The 17,645-nt window shown below is 36.1% G+C and carries 15 protein-coding genes and 1 tRNA gene; 6 read left to right on the top strand and 10 right to left on the bottom strand.

Translation table 11 applies throughout. The features are described from left to right. Positions 1 to 517: 517 nt before the first annotated feature. A complete protein-coding gene (locus tag ACJZL1_RS04965; RefSeq protein WP_419247094.1) occupies positions 518 to 859 on the bottom strand; it encodes a TrbC/VirB2 family protein in 342 nt (113 codons plus the stop codon). A gap of 134 nt (positions 860 to 993) precedes the next feature. Here ACJZL1_RS04965 and ACJZL1_RS04960 point away from each other — a divergent pair, with 134 nt between their 5' ends. Continuing rightward, on the top strand, positions 994 to 1,809 hold the full coding sequence (locus tag ACJZL1_RS04960) for a YihY/virulence factor BrkB family protein (RefSeq protein ID WP_265026157.1): 816 nt from the start codon (positions 994 to 996) through the stop codon (positions 1,807 to 1,809). Then, positions 1,796 to 2,560 (top strand): SDR family oxidoreductase, encoded by a 765-nt coding sequence (locus ACJZL1_RS04955; RefSeq protein ID WP_419247093.1) that lies wholly within the window; start codon positions 1,796 to 1,798, stop codon positions 2,558 to 2,560. The genes ACJZL1_RS04960 and ACJZL1_RS04955 overlap by 14 nt, the downstream gene beginning before the upstream one ends. A 231-nt stretch (positions 2,561 to 2,791) precedes the next feature. Here the strand turns inward: ACJZL1_RS04955 and ACJZL1_RS04950 are convergent, their stop codons facing one another. Together ACJZL1_RS04950 and ACJZL1_RS04945 are read right to left on the bottom strand one after the other, a co-directional pair. Further along, positions 2,792 to 3,748 carry an IS5 family transposase gene (locus ACJZL1_RS04950; protein WP_264735368.1) on the bottom strand — a complete coding sequence of 319 codons (957 nt, stop codon included), beginning with the start codon at positions 3,746 to 3,748 and terminating at the stop codon, positions 2,792 to 2,794. A gap of 70 nt (positions 3,749 to 3,818) precedes the next feature. Continuing rightward, positions 3,819 to 3,995: a hypothetical protein gene (locus tag ACJZL1_RS04945; protein WP_419247092.1), complete on the bottom strand. Its 177-nt coding sequence runs from the start codon at positions 3,993 to 3,995 to the stop codon at positions 3,819 to 3,821. Positions 3,996 to 4,109: 114 nt separating this feature from the next. Between ACJZL1_RS04945 and carB the strand changes: the two genes are divergently transcribed. Further along, on the top strand, positions 4,110 to 7,484 hold the full coding sequence (gene carB, locus ACJZL1_RS04940; protein WP_419247091.1) for a carbamoyl-phosphate synthase large subunit: 3,375 nt from the start codon (positions 4,110 to 4,112) through the stop codon (positions 7,482 to 7,484). Positions 7,485 to 7,604: 120 nt separating this feature from the next. Continuing rightward, positions 7,605 to 9,113, top strand: a complete 1,509-nt coding sequence (locus ACJZL1_RS04935) for a hypothetical protein (RefSeq protein WP_419247090.1) — start codon at positions 7,605 to 7,607, stop codon at positions 9,111 to 9,113. A gap of 9 nt (positions 9,114 to 9,122) precedes the next feature. Here the strand turns inward: ACJZL1_RS04935 and ACJZL1_RS04930 are convergent, their stop codons facing one another. The 7 genes from ACJZL1_RS04930 to ACJZL1_RS04900 all read right to left on the bottom strand — a co-directional run bounded on the left by ACJZL1_RS04930 (position 9,123) and on the right by ACJZL1_RS04900 (position 15,811). Next, positions 9,123 to 9,938, bottom strand: a complete 816-nt coding sequence (locus ACJZL1_RS04930) for an SDR family oxidoreductase (protein WP_419247089.1) — start codon at positions 9,936 to 9,938, stop codon at positions 9,123 to 9,125. A 5-nt stretch (positions 9,939 to 9,943) separates the two neighbouring features. Next, positions 9,944 to 10,588: an alpha/beta hydrolase gene (locus tag ACJZL1_RS04925; RefSeq protein ID WP_419247525.1), complete on the bottom strand. Its 645-nt coding sequence runs from the start codon at positions 10,586 to 10,588 to the stop codon at positions 9,944 to 9,946. A gap of 421 nt (positions 10,589 to 11,009) precedes the next feature. Beyond that, positions 11,010 to 11,375: a hypothetical protein gene (locus tag ACJZL1_RS04920; protein WP_419247088.1), complete on the bottom strand. Its 366-nt coding sequence runs from the start codon at positions 11,373 to 11,375 to the stop codon at positions 11,010 to 11,012. Between the two features lie 120 nt (positions 11,376 to 11,495). Then, positions 11,496 to 13,163 carry a M24 family metallopeptidase gene (locus ACJZL1_RS04915; RefSeq protein ID WP_419247087.1) on the bottom strand — a complete coding sequence of 556 codons (1,668 nt, stop codon included), beginning with the start codon at positions 13,161 to 13,163 and terminating at the stop codon, positions 11,496 to 11,498. A gap of 8 nt (positions 13,164 to 13,171) precedes the next feature. Then, positions 13,172 to 15,106, bottom strand: a complete 1,935-nt coding sequence (gene mnmG / locus ACJZL1_RS04910; RefSeq protein ID WP_419247086.1) for a tRNA uridine-5-carboxymethylaminomethyl(34) synthesis enzyme MnmG — start codon at positions 15,104 to 15,106, stop codon at positions 13,172 to 13,174. 110 nt (positions 15,107 to 15,216) lie between these two features. Next, entirely contained in the window at positions 15,217 to 15,669 is a 453-nt protein-coding gene (locus ACJZL1_RS04905) for a hypothetical protein (protein WP_419247085.1), read from the bottom strand. Positions 15,670 to 15,735: 66 nt separating this feature from the next. Further along, a tRNA-His gene (locus ACJZL1_RS04900) sits at positions 15,736 to 15,811 on the bottom strand. A gap of 150 nt (positions 15,812 to 15,961) precedes the next feature. On the opposite strand from ACJZL1_RS04900, the gene murJ reads away from it, so the two are divergent. Further along, the gene (murJ, locus tag ACJZL1_RS04895; protein ID WP_419247084.1) at positions 15,962 to 17,461 is read left to right on the top strand and encodes a murein biosynthesis integral membrane protein MurJ; all 1,500 of its coding nucleotides are present in this window, start codon (positions 15,962 to 15,964) and stop codon (positions 17,459 to 17,461) included. After that, the gene (locus ACJZL1_RS04890; protein WP_265034819.1) at positions 17,443 to 17,631 is read left to right on the top strand and encodes a hypothetical protein; all 189 of its coding nucleotides are present in this window, start codon (positions 17,443 to 17,445) and stop codon (positions 17,629 to 17,631) included. Before murJ ends, ACJZL1_RS04890 begins: the two co-directional genes overlap by 19 nt. The last annotated feature ends 14 nt before the right edge of the window (positions 17,632 to 17,645 follow it).

The raw sequence follows: 17,645 nt of genomic DNA, 5'->3' as shown, positions 1-17,645 counted from the left end.
AGACAGTATAGTACGCCAATTTGCAGGATTAGAGAGTGACAACTAGCTAACACGGGATTTCTTTTGCCTTTTTTTCTGCTTAGTAAATTTCTTAAACATTTAAACTAAGGTGAGTTGCATTTAAAAGCAGCTAAATTGCAGTGTTTAAGACTTAAAAAACGCCAATACTGAAAATAGACAGTGACTAGGGTTTCTTTTGCCTTTTTTTTCGTTTGGTAAATTTCTTAAACATTTATGGCTAAACGACAACCGTCATCCCGCTGCTTGTTAGCGGGATCTAGAGATACCGTGACGGTATGACAAGGGAGAACAGTTGCTACTATGTTAGCGGATGAGATACCGCGAATGAATCGCGGTATGACGTAGGACTGCTGTCATTCCTGCGCGTGACGCTGGAATCCAGACTTTAACTGATATGATTACAGAAAGAGAATTTATTAGGTAGTTATAGACACTGAAAGTGGTGAAACTTACCACTTTCAAGTAAAGAAAACTACGTTTACGCCTCCTATAATTTCTATGGATTATTCGCTACTGCACCGTCTTTACAAATCACACCTCCTGGTGTTATTTTTGAAACGACTACAGGAGCGCCAAAAAACACAGCAGTAAATGCACCGAGTGCAAAAAGCGCTGGCCACGGCATCCTGCCGAATATTGCAAGCAACGCTGCACCAATTATCACTATTGTGATCATTGGTCCACCTATGCCATGAGTATAGCCTATTATCTTGCATATCACTGATGATGTTGTATCACTTGTATCAACAAATTTATTACCCGTAGCCGGCGGATTCGCAGCATTTGCATCAAACGCAAAGGAGAGAATTAAAGCTACAAGTAGAAGAAAATTTTTCATTACGCCTCCGATAATTTCTGTTTCATATTTGATTATCTATCACTTTGATTAAATTTAAGTAAACGGTGAGGATTTTTTGCTTAAAAGTATCCTTTATTTCATTTAGAATACTTTTCTTGGTTCGTTTATATTACATGCTACAGAAATTTTACAGCATCGTTTATTGCCTTTATCGTGCTTTGATTGACACAATTCATAACGATGGGGTGGAGCACGCAGGGTATTTATCATTTTTAATTCTGTTATCAATATTTCCTTTTCTCATCGTTTTAATGGCTGTGGCGTCAACATTCGCAAGTTTCTTAGACCAGTATAACATTGGCTGGGTATTTATCATTGATAACATGCCACAGGATATTTTGGCATCTTTGATGCCGCGTATCAGAGAGATAATATCAGGCCCGCCGCAAAGCTTACTAACTTTGGCAATTGTAGGTGCTGTTTGGACCGCCTCGTCAACAATTGAAGGGCTAAGAACAGTATTGAACAAAGCTTATAAAATTCCGGTTTCGCCGCCTTATATATGGAGAAGGGTACTCAGTATATTACAATTTTTAGTGATCACGCTTATTATAACTCTAACTATAGCGTTCTCTACATTAGTGCCAATGCTAATTGATTTTTCCTATCAGGGGCTAAGTTATACTAAATACCTGCTCATTGAATTTGTACTTTTCACAGTAGTCTCTTGGCTATATTTTATGTTGCCAAACATAAAACAAAACTTATCAGACGTATTTCCCGGATCTTGTGTGGCTGTTATTCTTTGGACGATTTCCGCTTCAGCTTTCAAGCAATACTTAAAAGCTTCCTTTGATCAACTGAATTTGATATATGGAAGTTTAGGTGGTATGGTAGTGTCATTACTATTTTTTTATATGCTAAGTTTGATTTTTATATATGGAGCAAAATTTAATTTTCAGCTAAAATACTTCAATGAATCTCGCTAAGGAAAAAGAAATGGGTAAGTTAGAAGGTAAAGTAGCTTTAATTACCGGGGCTTCAGGTGAAATAGGCTCTGCTGTTGCAAAAAGGTTTGTAAGAGAAGGTGCATGTGTGATTCTGATTTCAAGATCTCTTGATAATCTCAAGCCACTATATAATGAAATTGAAGAGCTTGAAGAATTTAAAGAAGGCTCTGTGAAACTAATTCAGCTTGATCTTTTAGACTTTGAGAATGTAAAGATACTGACAAACATGATAGAAAGCCTGAAATTATCAGAATCTGGAGCGCTTGATATATTAGTTGCGTGTACTGGAATTTTAGGCAAATTGAACCCTGTTCATGATTGCGAGCTTGAAGAGCTACAGAACGTAATGAATACAAATTTTACTGCTAATTGGTACTTACTAAAAAACTTAGATCCAATGCTAAAAAAGTCTAATGCTGGAAGAGCGATATTCATGACCTCAGAGGTGACACTTTCTCCTTCCTCTTATCCATATTGGATGCCGTATGCTGCAAGTAAAGTTGCACTAGAAATAATGGTGCAGATATATGCATCTGAGACAAAACATACAAAATTATGTGTAAATGCTGTATACACGGAAGGACCTGTGGGTAGTGAGCAGGCATTTCTTGGAAAAGATACATCTGAATTGGTGTCACCTGATAAACTAACAGATAAATTTGTGGAATTAGCTTCTGAAGACTGCAGCGTATCAGGAAAAATCTTACCACTCAGTAAATCTTTTGAATAAATTACCATAGTATCTGCAAAGATACCGTTAAGCCCACAACTGTATGAACATTGTGATTTGAGAGCAATTTCCACAAGGTAGGATGTCATCCCAGTGCCTTTATGGTGTCATTCCAGTGCTTGACACTGGAATCTAGTCTTTATTATGCAGCCACTTATTTAAAGTTAAGTTTTCTGGATCCCAGTGGGCTTTGTTGCATAGCACCTTAAGCAGTGATGGTTTACGACAAATTTATGTAATGATTTCAAATTTAGCCATACCAATATCAGTGAATTTGTTGAGCAAATAGCACTTAATTAGTAATTCTTTTTCACGATTTACTTCAGATTTATTCCTAAAGCTAAATCCAAATACTTGCTTCAACCTTGAGAAAAATCCTTCTATGTAAGATCTCTTTCCATAAATTGCTTCCTTTTTCCACTCTTTTACACCATCTTGTCCATATAATTTTATTAACCTAATAGCAGCATTTCTGTCAGACATATAATCTATTTTTGAATGTTCTGCTGCATCCTTTTTTGGTAGAACTTTTGTCTTTATATCGTATTTCTTACACAATTTATAAAGTTTGTGCCTATCGTATGCCCTATCTGCATATAATGCTTTTATTTTGTGCTGAAAATTAACTTCTTCAAGCAAATCGCAAGCTCCATAGTGGTCAGAGTAGACGCCATTACTGTATCTTGCAGCTATAGCTTTTTTACTATTCACACTTAACATAACATGTAACTTTCTTACTTGCTCGTAGCTTCGGTACTTTCTATCTGCACTGTTTTCCTTACTGTGGCCAGGAGTGTTACTGTAAATGCTGATACTTGTGCTATCTATGATAATTTCAATATTTTCCATGTTGCTTTTATCAACCCTGCAATCATTTATCTTAATATTAAGTTTTTTAAACCTTCTTGATGCTTGTGAATAGCTGATAACTGCCAAATTTTTTCCTATTTGTTGCAGATATCCTTTTATAAACCCCACCGTTTGTCTTAAACCAATTCTAAAAAGATTGACAATTATATGCACCAAAATTACGACTTTATCACTGTAAATATAGTTGCCGCCCTGCATTTTTGGACTATTTTCATACCAATTTTCGATAGCTTCATCGATGTAACGAAAAATATTTCCCCTTTTTTCAAGGAATTTGTTATATTCGTTTTGGTTACTGACTTTCATTTTCTGTGGCATATTTTTTCTTCAACAGTTAAATGGTTATTTATAATGAATTTTGTCAGTAGCCACCAGATTTTTTCGGTTGCTATGCAACAAAGCCATCCCAGTGTCTGGGCACTGGGATGACACCTCTGGGCACTGCCGTCATAAAGGAACCAGTGTCAGCTACTTGAATGACATCATTTGCTGTGCAATTTACCTTCAAAAATGAATGTTTGTACAGCTGTGTGTCAAGCACTGGAATCTGCCACGCAAATTGCAATGTTCGTACAGTTATGCGTCAAGCCTAAAAGTAGTTAGCTAATAGGTTTAATAAAAATTCACATTTATAGGAAAGATTGGTAACATTACTTGAATAAAGACCGTTATTGTAATTATGCCAAAACGCACAGATATAGACTCTATATTAGTAATAGGAGCAGGCCCAATAGTTATAGGTCAGGCGTGTGAGTTTGATTATTCCGGAACGCAAAGCTGTAAAGTATTAAAAAGCGAAGGTTATAAAGTTATTTTAGTTAACTCCAACCCCGCAACTATAATGACAGATCCTGAGTTTTCTGATGCGACGTATATTGAGCCGGTGTTGCCTGAAATCATAGAGAAAATTATAATTAAGGAGAGGCCAGACGCAATATTGCCAACAATGGGCGGGCAAACAGCGCTCAATTGTGCAATAAAACTTGCAGATGATGGAGTGTTAGACAAATACAACGTAGAACTAATAGGAGTAAATAGAGAAGCAATAAAAAAAGCAGAAGATAGGGAATTATTTCGCCAATCCATGGATAGAATAGGGCTAAAATACCCCAAAAGTGTCATTATAAAAAATCAAGAACAAATAAAAAAGGCTTTGGATTACATTGGATTACCAGCAATCATCCGTTCATCATTCACTCTTGGCGGTGCAGGTAGCGGCATAGCATATAATAAAGAGGAGTTTTTCAATATCGTAGAAAGTGCTCTCAAAATTTCGCCAATAAATGAAGTTCAGATAGATGAATCAATTATCGGCTGGAAAGAATATGAAATGGAAGTTATCCGTGACTGCAAGGATAACTGTATAATAGTGTGTTCAATAGAAAATGTTGATCCAATGGGGGTGCACACTGGGGATAGTATCACAGTTGCTCCTGCTTTGACTCTGCGTGACGTAGAATACCAACAGATGAGAAATGCATCTATAGCAGTGCTGAGGGAAATTGACGTTAGTGCCGGTGGTGCAAATGTTCAGTTTGCAGTGAATCCTAAAGAAGATGGAAGCCTCGTTGTAATTGAAATGAATCCAAGGGTTTCTCGCTCTTCTGCACTTGCCTCAAAAGCAACAGGCTATCCTATTGCAAAAGTTGTAACTAAACTTGCTATTGGCTATTCGCTCGATGAAATACGTAACGACTGCGCTCCAATAATACCAGCAGCATTCGAACCAGTGATTGATTATATCGTCACTAAAATTCCTCGATTTGAGTTTGAAAAATTTAAGGGGACGAATTGTGAATTATCAACTTCCATGAAATCAGTGGGAGAAGTAATGTCTATAGGCCGCACTTTTAATGAGTCACTACAGAAAGCTTTCCGTTCACTTGAAACTGATCTTACAGGACTTGATGAAGTATTTCCTGAGAACATTGATATTGATCACGTAAAATCTCAATTAGCAAAATTGCTGCCAAACAGATTACTGATTGCTGCTGACGCAATGCGCCACGGAATTAGCATAGAAGAAATAAATTCGATTACAGGATATGACTTATGGTTTCTGCAAAATATACAGCAAATCATCTTAGCTGAACAAAAAATCAAGGAAAACGGCCTTCCTGAGACTGCATATGAAATGTTAGAGCTGAAAAAAATGGGATTTTCAGATGCAAGATTGGCAAAATTAAGTAACAAAAAAATAGAACAGATTGAAGAAATAAGAAAAAAATTTGGCATCAAACAAGTTTATAAACGTGTAGACACCTGTGCAGCTGAATTTGAATCGAGCACTGCTTATATGTATGGCTGCTATGAGGGTGATGTTGAAAATAAAACGGAATGTGAGGCGAATATTTCTGACCGAGAAAAGGTTGTCATTTTAGGAAGTGGTCCAAATCGCATTGGTCAAGGTATTGAGTTTGATTATGCATGCGTACATGCAGCTTCTGCCGCCAAAGAAATGGGGTATGAAACAATAATGATCAACTGTAATCCAGAAACTGTCTCAACTGACTACGATACCGCTGATCGTTTATATTTTGCACCACTCATTGCAGAGGATGTGCTTGAAATACTAAGTAAAGAGCAAGAAAATGGCACACTGGTTGGTGTGATAGTTCAAATAGGTGGTCAAACACCTTTAAAGTTAGCCAAAGTGCTTAACGAGAGAGGTTTCAAAATTTTGGGAACTTCGTTTGATTCTATTGACCTTGCAGAAGATCGCATGAGGTTTAAAAATCTTGCTTTGCAACTTAATTTAAAACAACCTGAAAGTTCTATCTGCCATTCAGTAGAAGAAGCGTTAACCAATGCAGAAAAGGTGGGGTTTCCACTAGTAGTCAGGCCATCATATGTCCTCGGCGGTCAGTCTATGTCGATTAGACACGATACTCAGAGCTTTAAAGAGTATGTCTTGAATCAAACCAAAATTTTTGAACACGGATCGCTGCTTCTTGATAAATTTTTAGTCAATGCAGTTGAGGTTGACATTGATGCTGTATGTGATGGGGAAAAAGTTTTCATTGCAGCGGTCATGGAGCACATTGAAGAAGCTGGTATCCACTCTGGCGATTCAACATGCTCAATACCGACAAATATATTGAGTGACGAAGTAATAAAAGAGATCGAGCTCCAAACTGAGAGAATAGCATTAGCATTAAAAGTGAAAGGTCTGATAAACATTCAGTTTGCTGTTCAAGAGAATAGACCTCTTGCAGAACCTGTTTGTGATGAGAAATTTTTAGGAAAAGTGCAGATGAGCACCACAGAATACTCGAATGTATTTGAGGAGCGCAGACAAGCTTTGACGACAAAATTGCCTTCAGAAATCGAATTATGCAAGAGGTCTAGTGATGTATACATACTTGAAGTGAATCTAAGGGCTAGTCGCACAGTTCCTTTTATTTCCAAGGTAATCAACATTCCTGTTGCAAAGCTTGCCACTCAGGTTATTTTGGGTAAAAAATTGAATCAGGAAAACAAGCCTTTCAATCATTTTGCAGTTAAAGCTGCTGTTTTTCCATTTACCCGCTTTGCAGGAGTTGATACTTTACTTGGTCCTGAAATGAAATCAACAGGAGAAGTGATGGGAATTGACTCATCTTTCGAAGCTGCACTTGCAAAAGTGCATATGGCTGCAGGATACAAGTTACCAACAGAAGGAACAGCTCTGGTTTCAGTAAAAGATGATGATAAAGAGTATATATTGCCAGTTGCACGAATGTTGAAAGAACTGAGTTTTGAAATATATGCCACCAAAGGCACAGCTTCGTATCTGAACAATAACGGCATTGCTGCAAAAGCTGTAAATAAAGTGAGAGAAGGCAGACCCCACATCGTTGATATGCTCAAAGATGGAAAAATAAATCTAGTGATCAATACCTCAAAAGGTGTAAAGTCAGTCTCAGACAGCAAAAATATTCGCAGAACTGCTATTTTGCAAAATATAGCTTACAGCACCACAGCTTCTGGAAGTAAAGCGTTAGTGCTTGCAATTCAATATGTAAAGAATAGCAAATTGGAAGTGAAATCATTACAGCAGATACAAAACATTTAAATATCAAAACTAAAATAATTCATTGCTCTATCTCAAAATCGTGGTAGAGTAATGTAAATTAAATTTCTTTACTGACTTGCCTATGTATTATAGTATTTGTATGGGTAATGGTTATATAACATGACTTATGAGATAAAAAAGCAACAAATAATAGATCAACAAATTTTTGAAAGTAATATAAAAGATCCGACGAAGTTCTCTCTTAATCAAGAGTATAACTTTGCCGATGATGATAATCAACAAAATGTTGAAAGTAATATAGAAAATCTGGCGAAGCTCTTGCTTGATCAAGGATATAACCTTGCCGATGATGATCAGGTAATTTACACTGATTATCTTCTTCCAGAAAACTCATTTTTAATGAATCTGTCACCAACTCATAACTGGTTAGACGAAAGTGATAATCGACTACAGCACTTTAGTAATTATGATTCAGATGATAGTTCCGCTGATGGTAATCAGATGCCTTGTACTGAATCAAGTGATTGGAACTCAAATTCGAGCTGTAGTTCAGATTATTCTTGTTTTTCGGAAGATGGCTCACTTTTAATGGATCTAGAAATACCATTAACTGAAAATGAAGAGAAGCTGATTGATAAATTTTGTGAGAAGATGAAAAAGGTGGAAGAAGAAAATAACAAAGGAAGTGCTTTAAGGCTTATTCAATACATAACAAATGAATATTTAGGGAAAGGGATAAGACTAAATTCATGTTATGGTGATCGTTATAGAACTGTAACAAATTTGATATTTGAAGAAATAATAGATGTTATTAAGAATGAAGGCCTATGCCCTAGCAGTAAAGCGCATGCATTTGGAGGTCAGGATGTTTCCTGTAACAATGAAGATCAAGATGATGACAACACGAATGAAGCACTGGAAGATGGTAATTTAGACATCATAAGAAACACCATTAGGGATTTATTGTTAAAAGGTGGGAAAGTAGAAAGAGGTCTCTTCGATGGTGGTGAGCTAGGACATGTAACTTCTGATTTTGGTTATGTAAATGATCTCTTTGCACAATGTGAGAAAATTGAAAACGATCTAAAAAATGTAGCATATGAAAGTATTGTAAACAAAAATAAGCAAACCCAAAAGGATGAATTAGAAGTAGAGATAGATAATGGATGTCTTTATATAGAATATCCACAAGATAGTATTGTTAAAGTTGCAAAAATCCTAAGCAATGAAAAGAATGAAGGTTTAAACTTAAGAGTTGTTATACTGCAAATTGGGAAAAGTATAGTAAGAGTTGAAAGCTACAACGGAAAAAGAAATTATCTGGATGTTTGTAAGCAAGGTGTAACATTATCTTTTGATAGTGAAGCAGGAAAAATCAGTATTCATCTAAATCCTAAGAAAAATAGTAATGAAATAGAAGTAAAGATTGATAAGGAGAGCGAAGCAAGGCTTAACGAGTTAGAAGATAAGGGGAAAAATTTAGGAGAAAGCTGTCTTTTAGGAAGAAAAAGTGTTTGGGAAGCTATACGAGATGGAAATTTTGAAAGAAATAGTATACCTAAAGAATCAACTAGCGTAATTGAACAGCCAAATGCTGCAACGAATACTCCACAATCTTCCCTAGAGAACATTCGTCTGAACGGACACAATCACAGAACTAAGCAATAGGCCTATCTATCATTCTAATGTGATTTCAGTTTTTTTTACGTGCAAACTCTTTAATCCCACCTTGTAGTTAGGATAAATTAGAGAGACATTAAGATCTTTTTTAATTTTAACATTACTTACTTTTTTTGATCCTAAATAAAAACTCTGTGCATAATCTGGTAAGGAAGAAACCTCAATTGGCTCTGGAGGGCTAACATTGAGAAGTTTGGCTGCATACATTGTCACTTCAGATTGTGTAGTGGGTAAATCGTCTGCACAATTGTATATTTCACCAGGTTTTATGTTTTGCATGGAAGAAAATAGAATATTCGATATATCTTCAACGTGAATACGAGAAAAAAAATGCCCTTCTTTTTTCACATTTCTTGCTTTGCCAAGCTGCAAGTCAATTAACACGTTCCTACCAGGACCGTATATTCCAGCTAAACGAAAAATATGTACAGGCAGTTTGCTATTCAGCCACTTCTTTTCAGATTTAAGGCGTTTTTCTCCTCTGATTTCTATAGGTTGTGTTTCAGATTCCTCATTCACCCAATTACCAGAGTGATCACCATAGACGCTAGTTGCAGACAAATAACCAAACCATTTAACATTTTGCAGGCAATCACCGTATCTCTCCACAACATCATCGCCATCTGGAGGAATAGAAATTAAAACGTGCGTTGCGCTTTTAAGCAGATCTTGACTAACTTTCTCATAATTAAAGAGGATTACATTTTGTATATTTTTACTTCTTGATGTGCCACTGACTTTCCAACCTAAGTTTAGTAGTTTTTTCGATAAAAATTTAGCTACATATCCATAACCAAAGCAAAACAAGTACATAGAAGTTAGTTGCTGAAATTTTTCTTGATAAACTCTACTCCTAATTTTATTCCCTCTTCATTAATAATATGCCCTAATGCATGAATTGGGTGTCCTTCAACATTTACTCCATTTTCTTTCAGAGCTTTAACCGCTAAGTCGAGGGACGAAAAAGGTACCACGTCGTCAGCATCACCATGGATAACACATATGTTAGGTTTTGATTTGATCTCTGGTACAGTTTTTGAAGGTGAAAGAAACCTACCAGAGTATGCAACAACTGATGCACAGGATTGAGAGCGGGTGAGAGCTGTATGTATTGCAAGCATTGCTCCTTGAGAAAATCCAACTAAAGAAAGTTGCGTATCTTTTAAATTAAGCTCCTTTAATTTTGTATCAATGAAATGATTTACAATTGATGTAGCATTTTTTACTCCATTATATAGCGCTTCCTCACTACGATCTTCCAAGCTGAACCACTGATAACCATCACCTATTTCTCTTTCAAACGGAGCATTGGGTACTGCAAAATATGAACCCAGTAAAAACTTGCTCATAACTTTAGCAAGGTGAATGAAATTATCGCCACTTGAGCCCCAACCATGTAAAAAAACAATCAAATTTTTCTTATTTCCGCCTGCACAAATTTCTGGGCCTTTAAGTTTAATCATCTCTTTTCCTTTTGCGTTTATATTTTTATTTAACACTAATTTTCAAATTTGTAAAACCAATGTGCAATTACGTTCCCGATACTATAGCTAAAGTGACTTAGGTTCATCGACGATTTGAAAAACGACAAATTCGTCATTCCGCTACTCGTTAGCGGAATCTATACTGAGATACCGCGAATGAATCGCGGTATGACGTAGGGAAAACCTTGTTTGGGTTAGCTATAAACCTCAGAAATAAGAAAACAAACTAGAACTTACTATCTATAGCTGCAGCCTTAAGCAATGTACCTTATTTATTTACGGAAATTGGTATAATAATGCCATGCAAGTAGTCACACTACTTGCATGACATCAATAATTGATCTCGACTTACCGCCCAACTAGAAAGTTGTACATAGAATGACAGAAATCCAGATGTTATTTATTTACTTTCGATCTTTTCTATCAATTTTTTAACTAAGCCTCTTAGCTTTTTACTGGATTCATCGAGCTCTTGAATCTGCGAGCTGCGCTCTTTCATTAGTTCCTTATAGTTACCTCTTATGTAGTCAATCATTTCCTTCATCTGCGCAATCATCTTGTTAGCATCCATGCTGCCCAAATCAGGTATCATGTTAGGCATAGCACCTTCTAACATACCGCCAGCCATAAGCTGCTGAGACATTTGCATAAATGGTTTTAAAGTCTGATTAAGCAATTCGGGATCCTTGGCTAATTTTTCTATTTGCTCTTTGCAAGTATCCATATACTGCTTCATAAATTCATCTTCTTGCACTTTACCTGTCATAATTACACCTACTTGAAAATATCGATTCTCTATTATATATTGTTTTTAAATTAAAAACAATACAAAATACTCATCACAATTGCATTAATACTCTTTAAACAACAAAAAATGCTCCTTTGCTTATAAAGGGTTACATACTTTCTTTAACCACTCCTTATCTTTGACGCTATTTTCTAAGTTTTTATAGACAAATTGATGATAGCTATTTATCCATTCAATTTCATCTTTAGTAAGCATTTGCACATCTATTAGCCTTCTATCATATGGAATAGAGGTCAGTTGTTTAAAGTTTAAGAAGCCGTCTTCTTGTCTGTCAACATACATCAGATTTTCAATTCTTATTCCATACTCTCCCGGAATGTAATAGCCAGGTTCGTTGGAAAGTATCATCCCTGGTACTAATTTTACTTTATTACTTTTTGATATTGCTTGTGGTCCTTCGTGCACTGATAAATAGCTTCCTACTCCATGTCCTGTACCATGCATATAGTCCATTCCAAATTTCCATAAATGCGTACGTGCTAATATATCCAATTCTCCACCAGTAGTGCCAGGAGGAAAGATGACACTTGCTACAGCAATGTGAGCTTTCAACACTATTGTATAGTGGGTTATTTGTTCATCAGTTGGATTACCAATTGCTACAGTTCTTGTCACATCAGTTGTGCCGTCAAGGTATTGGCCACCAGAGTCAATCAAATATAGTCCACTTTTCTGAATTACCTTATTCGTCTTACTGCTTGCACGATAGTGAATTATTGCTCCATTCTCATTAAATGCTGAAATTGTTGGAAAACTTAGTTGCTTAAACAAATTCTGCTCTTTTCTGTATTCCAAGAGTTTCTCTTCAGCTTCAAGCTCTGTACCAACATTATTTTCAAGCCAATGTAGAAAGTTTGTAACTGCCACTCCATCTCTGATGTGCGCATTTATAGCCCCAGCTATTTCAGTTTGATTTTTTACTGCTTTATGAATTAAACAAGGATCCTCTCTTTCAATTACCTGCTTATCTTTTATTACAGCCATGATACTCATTGGAGTTGTGCTTGGATCTATAACTATTGAATTTAGCTTACACAGCGAACTTTCTAGCTCACTAATATCAAAAATATTTACATGGTTATCTAAATTTGCTTCTATAGTCGAATGTTTTTTATCTTGAATAAACAAATCAACATTACCGCTTTTATACAATATAGCACGGCCCAATATACATGGAGTATATTTAGCATTTTCATTTCTTAAATTTAATAACCATGAAATTGAATTTGGATCGGTTAAAAGCACTGCTTCAGCTTCTTTATCTATGCTTTTAGCGACTTTTTCACATTTATTCTTGCTACTTTCACCAGCATATTTAATAGAATGTAAAACCACTGCTTGTTTTCGATAGTCACTTTTTTTTCCAGCTAAACAGGGTATTAATTTACAGATATTCTCATACTTTCTTATATCTTCTATGGTAAAATATTGCAAATAATAACCTAGTGAGGCAGTCGATGTTAAGTTTGCTTTTATCCATTCGCGTGGATCCTCTTCTTGTATATTATATACTTGAAAATTGCCCCGATCGAGCTGATTGTGAGCTTGTGTGATATAGCGTCCATCTGTAAAAAATTGGCACTTGTTGTTTTTTGTGACAATGAGCAGCCCATTTGTTCCTGTGAAGCCACATAACTTAGTTAGCTCCTCTGAATACTCATTTAAATATTCATCTTTAGTATACAACACAAATGCATCAACGTTTATTTCGTGCATAAAAGAACGAAATTCTTCGATTTTTGACATGGAATACCTCACGCAAAACTAGCAGCTACTTTCGTTTTCTTATTCCTAAGGTACACTAATATGCTAACTATCGCTGCGGGAGTGATGCCTTGTATTTGCTTTGCAATGCCAATTGTTGCTGGTTTTATCGTCTGCAACTTTTCTATTACTTCACTTGACAAGCCTTTAACTTGTGAATAGTTGAAGTTGATTGGAATTTGAGTGTTAATTTCCTCTCGTAAAAACTTCATATCCGCTTCTTGCCTTATTAGATAAGGTTTGTATTTTGCTTCAATTTCAACCGCTTCGCATATTTCATTCTTAGTTGCATTATCCGCTTTGGTGTGTCCCATTTTGCCATTCCAGCGCGTGACGCTGCTTAACTCCGGCCATATTTCTTGTAATTTATTCCAGTCGATATTTGGGTAGCTAAGTAAATCTAGTGCCGTTTTTCTTATCCCATCATAAGATATTTTGATACCATAAGACCTAAGCTGCTCAGGAGTAATCGTTAGACTCCCTAACTTCTCTTCAAGCTGCTTAATGGATTCAAGTTTATTCTGTAAAACAGAGTATCTCTCATGCGAAACAAGGGAAATATCATAACCTTTTTGTGTTAATCTTCTATCTGCATTGTCTGACCTGATAGCTAGCCTATATTCTGCACGTGAGGTAAATAATCTATAAGGCTCGATCACCCCTTTGGTGACCAAATCGTCTATCATTACGCCGATATACGAATCTGTACGATGGAGAACAAAGCTTTCTTTTTTTTCAGATGCAGAAAGTGCTGCGTTAATTCCAGCGATAATTCCTTGCCCTGCTGCTTCTTCATATCCAGTAGTGCCATTAATTTGGCCGGCGAAATATAGACCTTTGACTTTCTTAGTTTCAAGAGTATGAAATAGCTCTCGTGGGTCAATATAGTCATATTCAACCGCATACCCAGGCCTTAGTATTTCTGCATTTTCAAGTCCCTTGATACTATTTATCATTTCACGCTGCACTTCAATAGGCAATGAATTTGAAATTCCATTTGGATATATAGTGTTATCGTCAAGCCCTTCTGGCTCTAGAAATATTTGGTGACTATTTTTTTCTGCAAATTTATTAACTTTAATTTCAATGGATGGGCAGTATCTTGGTGCAACAATGTCATCTAAATATGAGGAAGCTGACCTGTGAAGATTCTCTCGAATTATTTTATGCGTATTTTCATTAGTATGGGTAATAAAGCATGGTACCTGGGGTTGGTTAATTTTTTCTGTTAAGTAAGAAAACGGCACAGGTGGATTATCACCCACTTGTTCTTGCAATATTGACCAGTTTATAGTATTACGATCAAGCCTTGGTGGAGTTCCGGTACGCAGTCTACCTAATTTGAAATTATATTTCTTCAACGTATTTGCAAGTTCTACGGCAGACTTATCTCCCATTCTCCCTGAAGGAGTTGTTTGCTCTCCTATATGAATTACACCTTGCAGGAAAGTTCCCGTAGTTAAAACAACTTTACCTGTTAGTATACTTTCACCAGAACTTGTTATTACAGCTTTAATGTACAATTCTCCATTGTTATTACTCTCTATAAGAAAATCGTCAACTGACTCTTCTTTTACCGTCAAATTGTTATAATTTAGAATAATTTCCTGTATTGCTTGCTTGTACAATTTTCGGTCTGCCTGTGCACGTGGTCCCCATACTGCTGCACCTCTGCTGCTATTTAAAATGACTGAGTGTATGCTTGCTTGATCGATTGCTCTTCCCATTATTCCATTAAGAGCGTCAACTTCCCTAACTACAACACCCTTTGCAACTCCTCCGATTGCTGGATTGCAGGACATTTCTCCTATAGTTGAAATTTTATGAGTTATAAGCAGCGTGTTTGCACCAAGGCGAGCTGCCGCAGCAGCCGCTTCGCACCCTGCATGACCACCACCTACTACTACTACATCATATTTATGCATGCTTTTTAAGTAATTCGTACCCTACTAATATTCCGATTATCAGCGGTTAATGTCAAATCTTGTTATTCCAATGTTGCACACTGGAATAACAGAAACCTTACTTGATTAGCTTAAACTGGCTCATACCCCTTCCCTTTCGAAGAAAAGTGCTCAATTATAGGTGATATAATGTGCTCATTCACTTTTTCAGCTATTGGTACTATAATATTTTCCATTGCAAGAGACGCTATAATTGGCGCAATTACTCCTATTGTTGCACCTGCTAAAGCTGCAGATCCCATTCCAAGCATTGCACCAGGAAAAATAGCAGTTGCGGCTGCAGCAAGGCCAACTCCGATTGCAGCGCTTGTAACGCAGACACCAGCAAGCATGAAAAGATCTTTTTTGGAGAATTCTCCTTTTTTTACACTATCGTATATACCATGTGCACTAACTAATATTGCAGGAATGGCGGCAATAATTCCACCTATAACCAAAGGTGACAAAGCTGTAAAACTCAATCCCAAACCTGTCAATGCTCCTATTACTGATACTATACCACAGGCTATTAAAAATTCTTTCATACACCCTCCCTAATTAATTTGATATGTTACCATTTGTTCATATCTCCGTCAAGCAGAAAATTTTAGTGGGGCGAGCGACCAGGATCGAACTGGCGACATTCAGTACCACAAACTGACGCTCTACCAACTGAGCTACGCCCGCCAAGATATAAAATTTCTAACATAAGAGCGCAAATAGTCAATTGATTATTTGACTCTCCTTTTGCAGAGGGTTTTAAGTTTAGCCAATAAATATTTTCATTGATACTTTTACCATTATAGTTGATCGTATTGACACTAATGAAGTAGTGGTATGTTTAAAAGTATTTTCACATTTAGTTTTTTTACGGCTATTTCAAGGATCTCAGGGTTAATAAGAGATGTATTGATTGCTACGGTTATTGGTGCAAACTCTCTTGCAGACATATTTTTTTCTTCGTTTCGCTTTGCCAATCTATTTCGAGCATTTTTTGCAGAAGGAGCGTTCACTACCTCATTCATACCGTTATACTCAGCAGAATCACATGATAATAAGAAGGCATTTAATTTTGCAAGTAGTGTAATATCCATTACGTTTATTATCTTAGTAATTTTTTGCCTTATCATGCAAACTTTCTCCCCTTATATGATTCAAATTTTTGCTCCTGGATTTGACCAAAGTAAGTTTATCCTTACTGTTACTTTATCAAGAATTATGATGCCCTACATAATCTTTGTTTCAATTGCATCACTTATTGGTGGAATGCTGCAGGTAAAGCAGCATTTTGCTTCAACAGCTATTGCACCAATTGTTTTGAATCTCTGTTTAATCATCAGTTTATTTGTGCCTTACGTAAAAACTCCAGCGCACAACCTTTCTATAGCTGTGCTGATCGGAGGGATTTTACAGTTACTTCTGATACTGTTTAGTGCATACAAGTTAAAGGCAGCTTTTTCTTTTAGCCTTGAATTAAGCAATGAAATAAGGTTGTTTTTTAAGCGTGTGATACCTGCAATTATCAACAATTGTGTAACTCAAATAAGCTTATGGATTGATACAATCATGGCGAGTTTTATACCAAATGCGGTGTCCTATATATATTATGCCGATAGACTAAATCAACTACCGCAGGGAATAATCGGTACTGCAATTGGTACAGTGCTTCTTCCTTTAATTTCAAAACAGGTGAATAATACTGAAAATATAGTCAAAATACAGAACAAGGCTCTCAACATAGGATTAATGTTAATTATGCCAACAACTGCTGCCTTTATCATTATTCCCGACATAATTTTACTTACGCTTTTTTCTTACGGCCGGTTTGATCATTATGCAGTGCAACAAACTGCTCCCACGTTAATAGCATTTTCTTTTTCTTTACCTGCATTTATTATAAATAAAGTATTGCTACCTACATTTTTTGCTAAAGGCAATCTGAAAATACCAACCATATTTTCGCTAATGTGCCTTGGAATTAATGTAGTGCTAAACCTTTTGTTAATGAACGAGTATCAGCATACGGGGATTGCTATTGCTACTTCCGTTTCCACTTGGATAAACTCCATTCTATTAATTAGTTATTTAACAATAAATAAAATGTATAAGGTTAGCCAAGCGTTATTGTTAAATGTCATGAAAATTTTTGTAGCAACGGTAGTTATGTCAATAGTTCTTTATGTTGCTAATTCCTTATCGGCAGGATTATTTTTTGATAAAATGTTGGCTCGTATTGTTTATTTAACGACTTTAATAGCTTTGAGTGTTATTGTTTATTTTGGTATTCTTTACCTAACTTTTAGAGGAAGTTTGAAAACATGTATAAATGTAATCTGAAGGTACAACAAATGGTGTCATCCCAGTGCTTGACACTGGGATCCAGATATAAAAATATTTGCAAATTATGCAATAGACAACAGATTCTAGGAGCATACGCTGAAATAATGTCCATGATGAAAATAAGATGGATCCCAGTGTCAAGCACTGGGATGACAGGAAAAAGGTGAACTGGGATGACAAG

This window comes from Wolbachia endosymbiont of Rhagoletis indifferens (assembly GCF_048537595.1).
In the GTDB taxonomy this organism is placed as follows: Bacteria; Pseudomonadota; Alphaproteobacteria; order Rickettsiales; family Anaplasmataceae; genus Wolbachia.
This window is presented reverse-complemented; position numbering and strand designations above follow the sequence as displayed.

Coding starts and splice junctions, on each gene's coding strand:
- ACJZL1_RS04965 (WP_419247094.1), bottom strand. CDS start 859: ATGAAAAATTTTCTTCTACTTGTAGCTTTAATTCTCTCCTTTGCGTTT.
- ACJZL1_RS04960 (WP_265026157.1), top strand. CDS start 994: ATGCTACAGAAATTTTACAGCATCGTTTATTGCCTTTATCGTGCTTTG.
- ACJZL1_RS04955 (WP_419247093.1), top strand. CDS start 1,796: ATGAATCTCGCTAAGGAAAAAGAAATGGGTAAGTTAGAAGGTAAAGTA.
- ACJZL1_RS04950 (WP_264735368.1), bottom strand. CDS start 3,748: ATGCCACAGAAAATGAAAGTCAGTAACCAAAACGAATATAACAAATTC.
- carB (WP_419247091.1), top strand. CDS start 4,110: ATGCCAAAACGCACAGATATAGACTCTATATTAGTAATAGGAGCAGGC.
- ACJZL1_RS04935 (WP_419247090.1), top strand. CDS start 7,605: ATGACTTATGAGATAAAAAAGCAACAAATAATAGATCAACAAATTTTT.
- ACJZL1_RS04930 (WP_419247089.1), bottom strand. CDS start 9,938: ATGTACTTGTTTTGCTTTGGTTATGGATATGTAGCTAAATTTTTATCG.
- ACJZL1_RS04925 (WP_419247525.1), bottom strand. CDS start 10,588: ATGATTAAACTTAAAGGCCCAGAAATTTGTGCAGGCGGAAATAAGAAA.
- ACJZL1_RS04920 (WP_419247088.1), bottom strand. CDS start 11,375: ATGACAGGTAAAGTGCAAGAAGATGAATTTATGAAGCAGTATATGGAT.
- ACJZL1_RS04915 (WP_419247087.1), bottom strand. CDS start 13,163: ATGTCAAAAATCGAAGAATTTCGTTCTTTTATGCACGAAATAAACGTT.
- mnmG (WP_419247086.1), bottom strand. CDS start 15,106: ATGCATAAATATGATGTAGTAGTAGTAGGTGGTGGTCATGCAGGGTGC.
- ACJZL1_RS04905 (WP_419247085.1), bottom strand. CDS start 15,669: ATGAAAGAATTTTTAATAGCCTGTGGTATAGTATCAGTAATAGGAGCA.
- murJ (WP_419247084.1), top strand. CDS start 15,962: ATGTTTAAAAGTATTTTCACATTTAGTTTTTTTACGGCTATTTCAAGG.
- ACJZL1_RS04890 (WP_265034819.1), top strand. CDS start 17,443: ATGTATAAATGTAATCTGAAGGTACAACAAATGGTGTCATCCCAGTGC.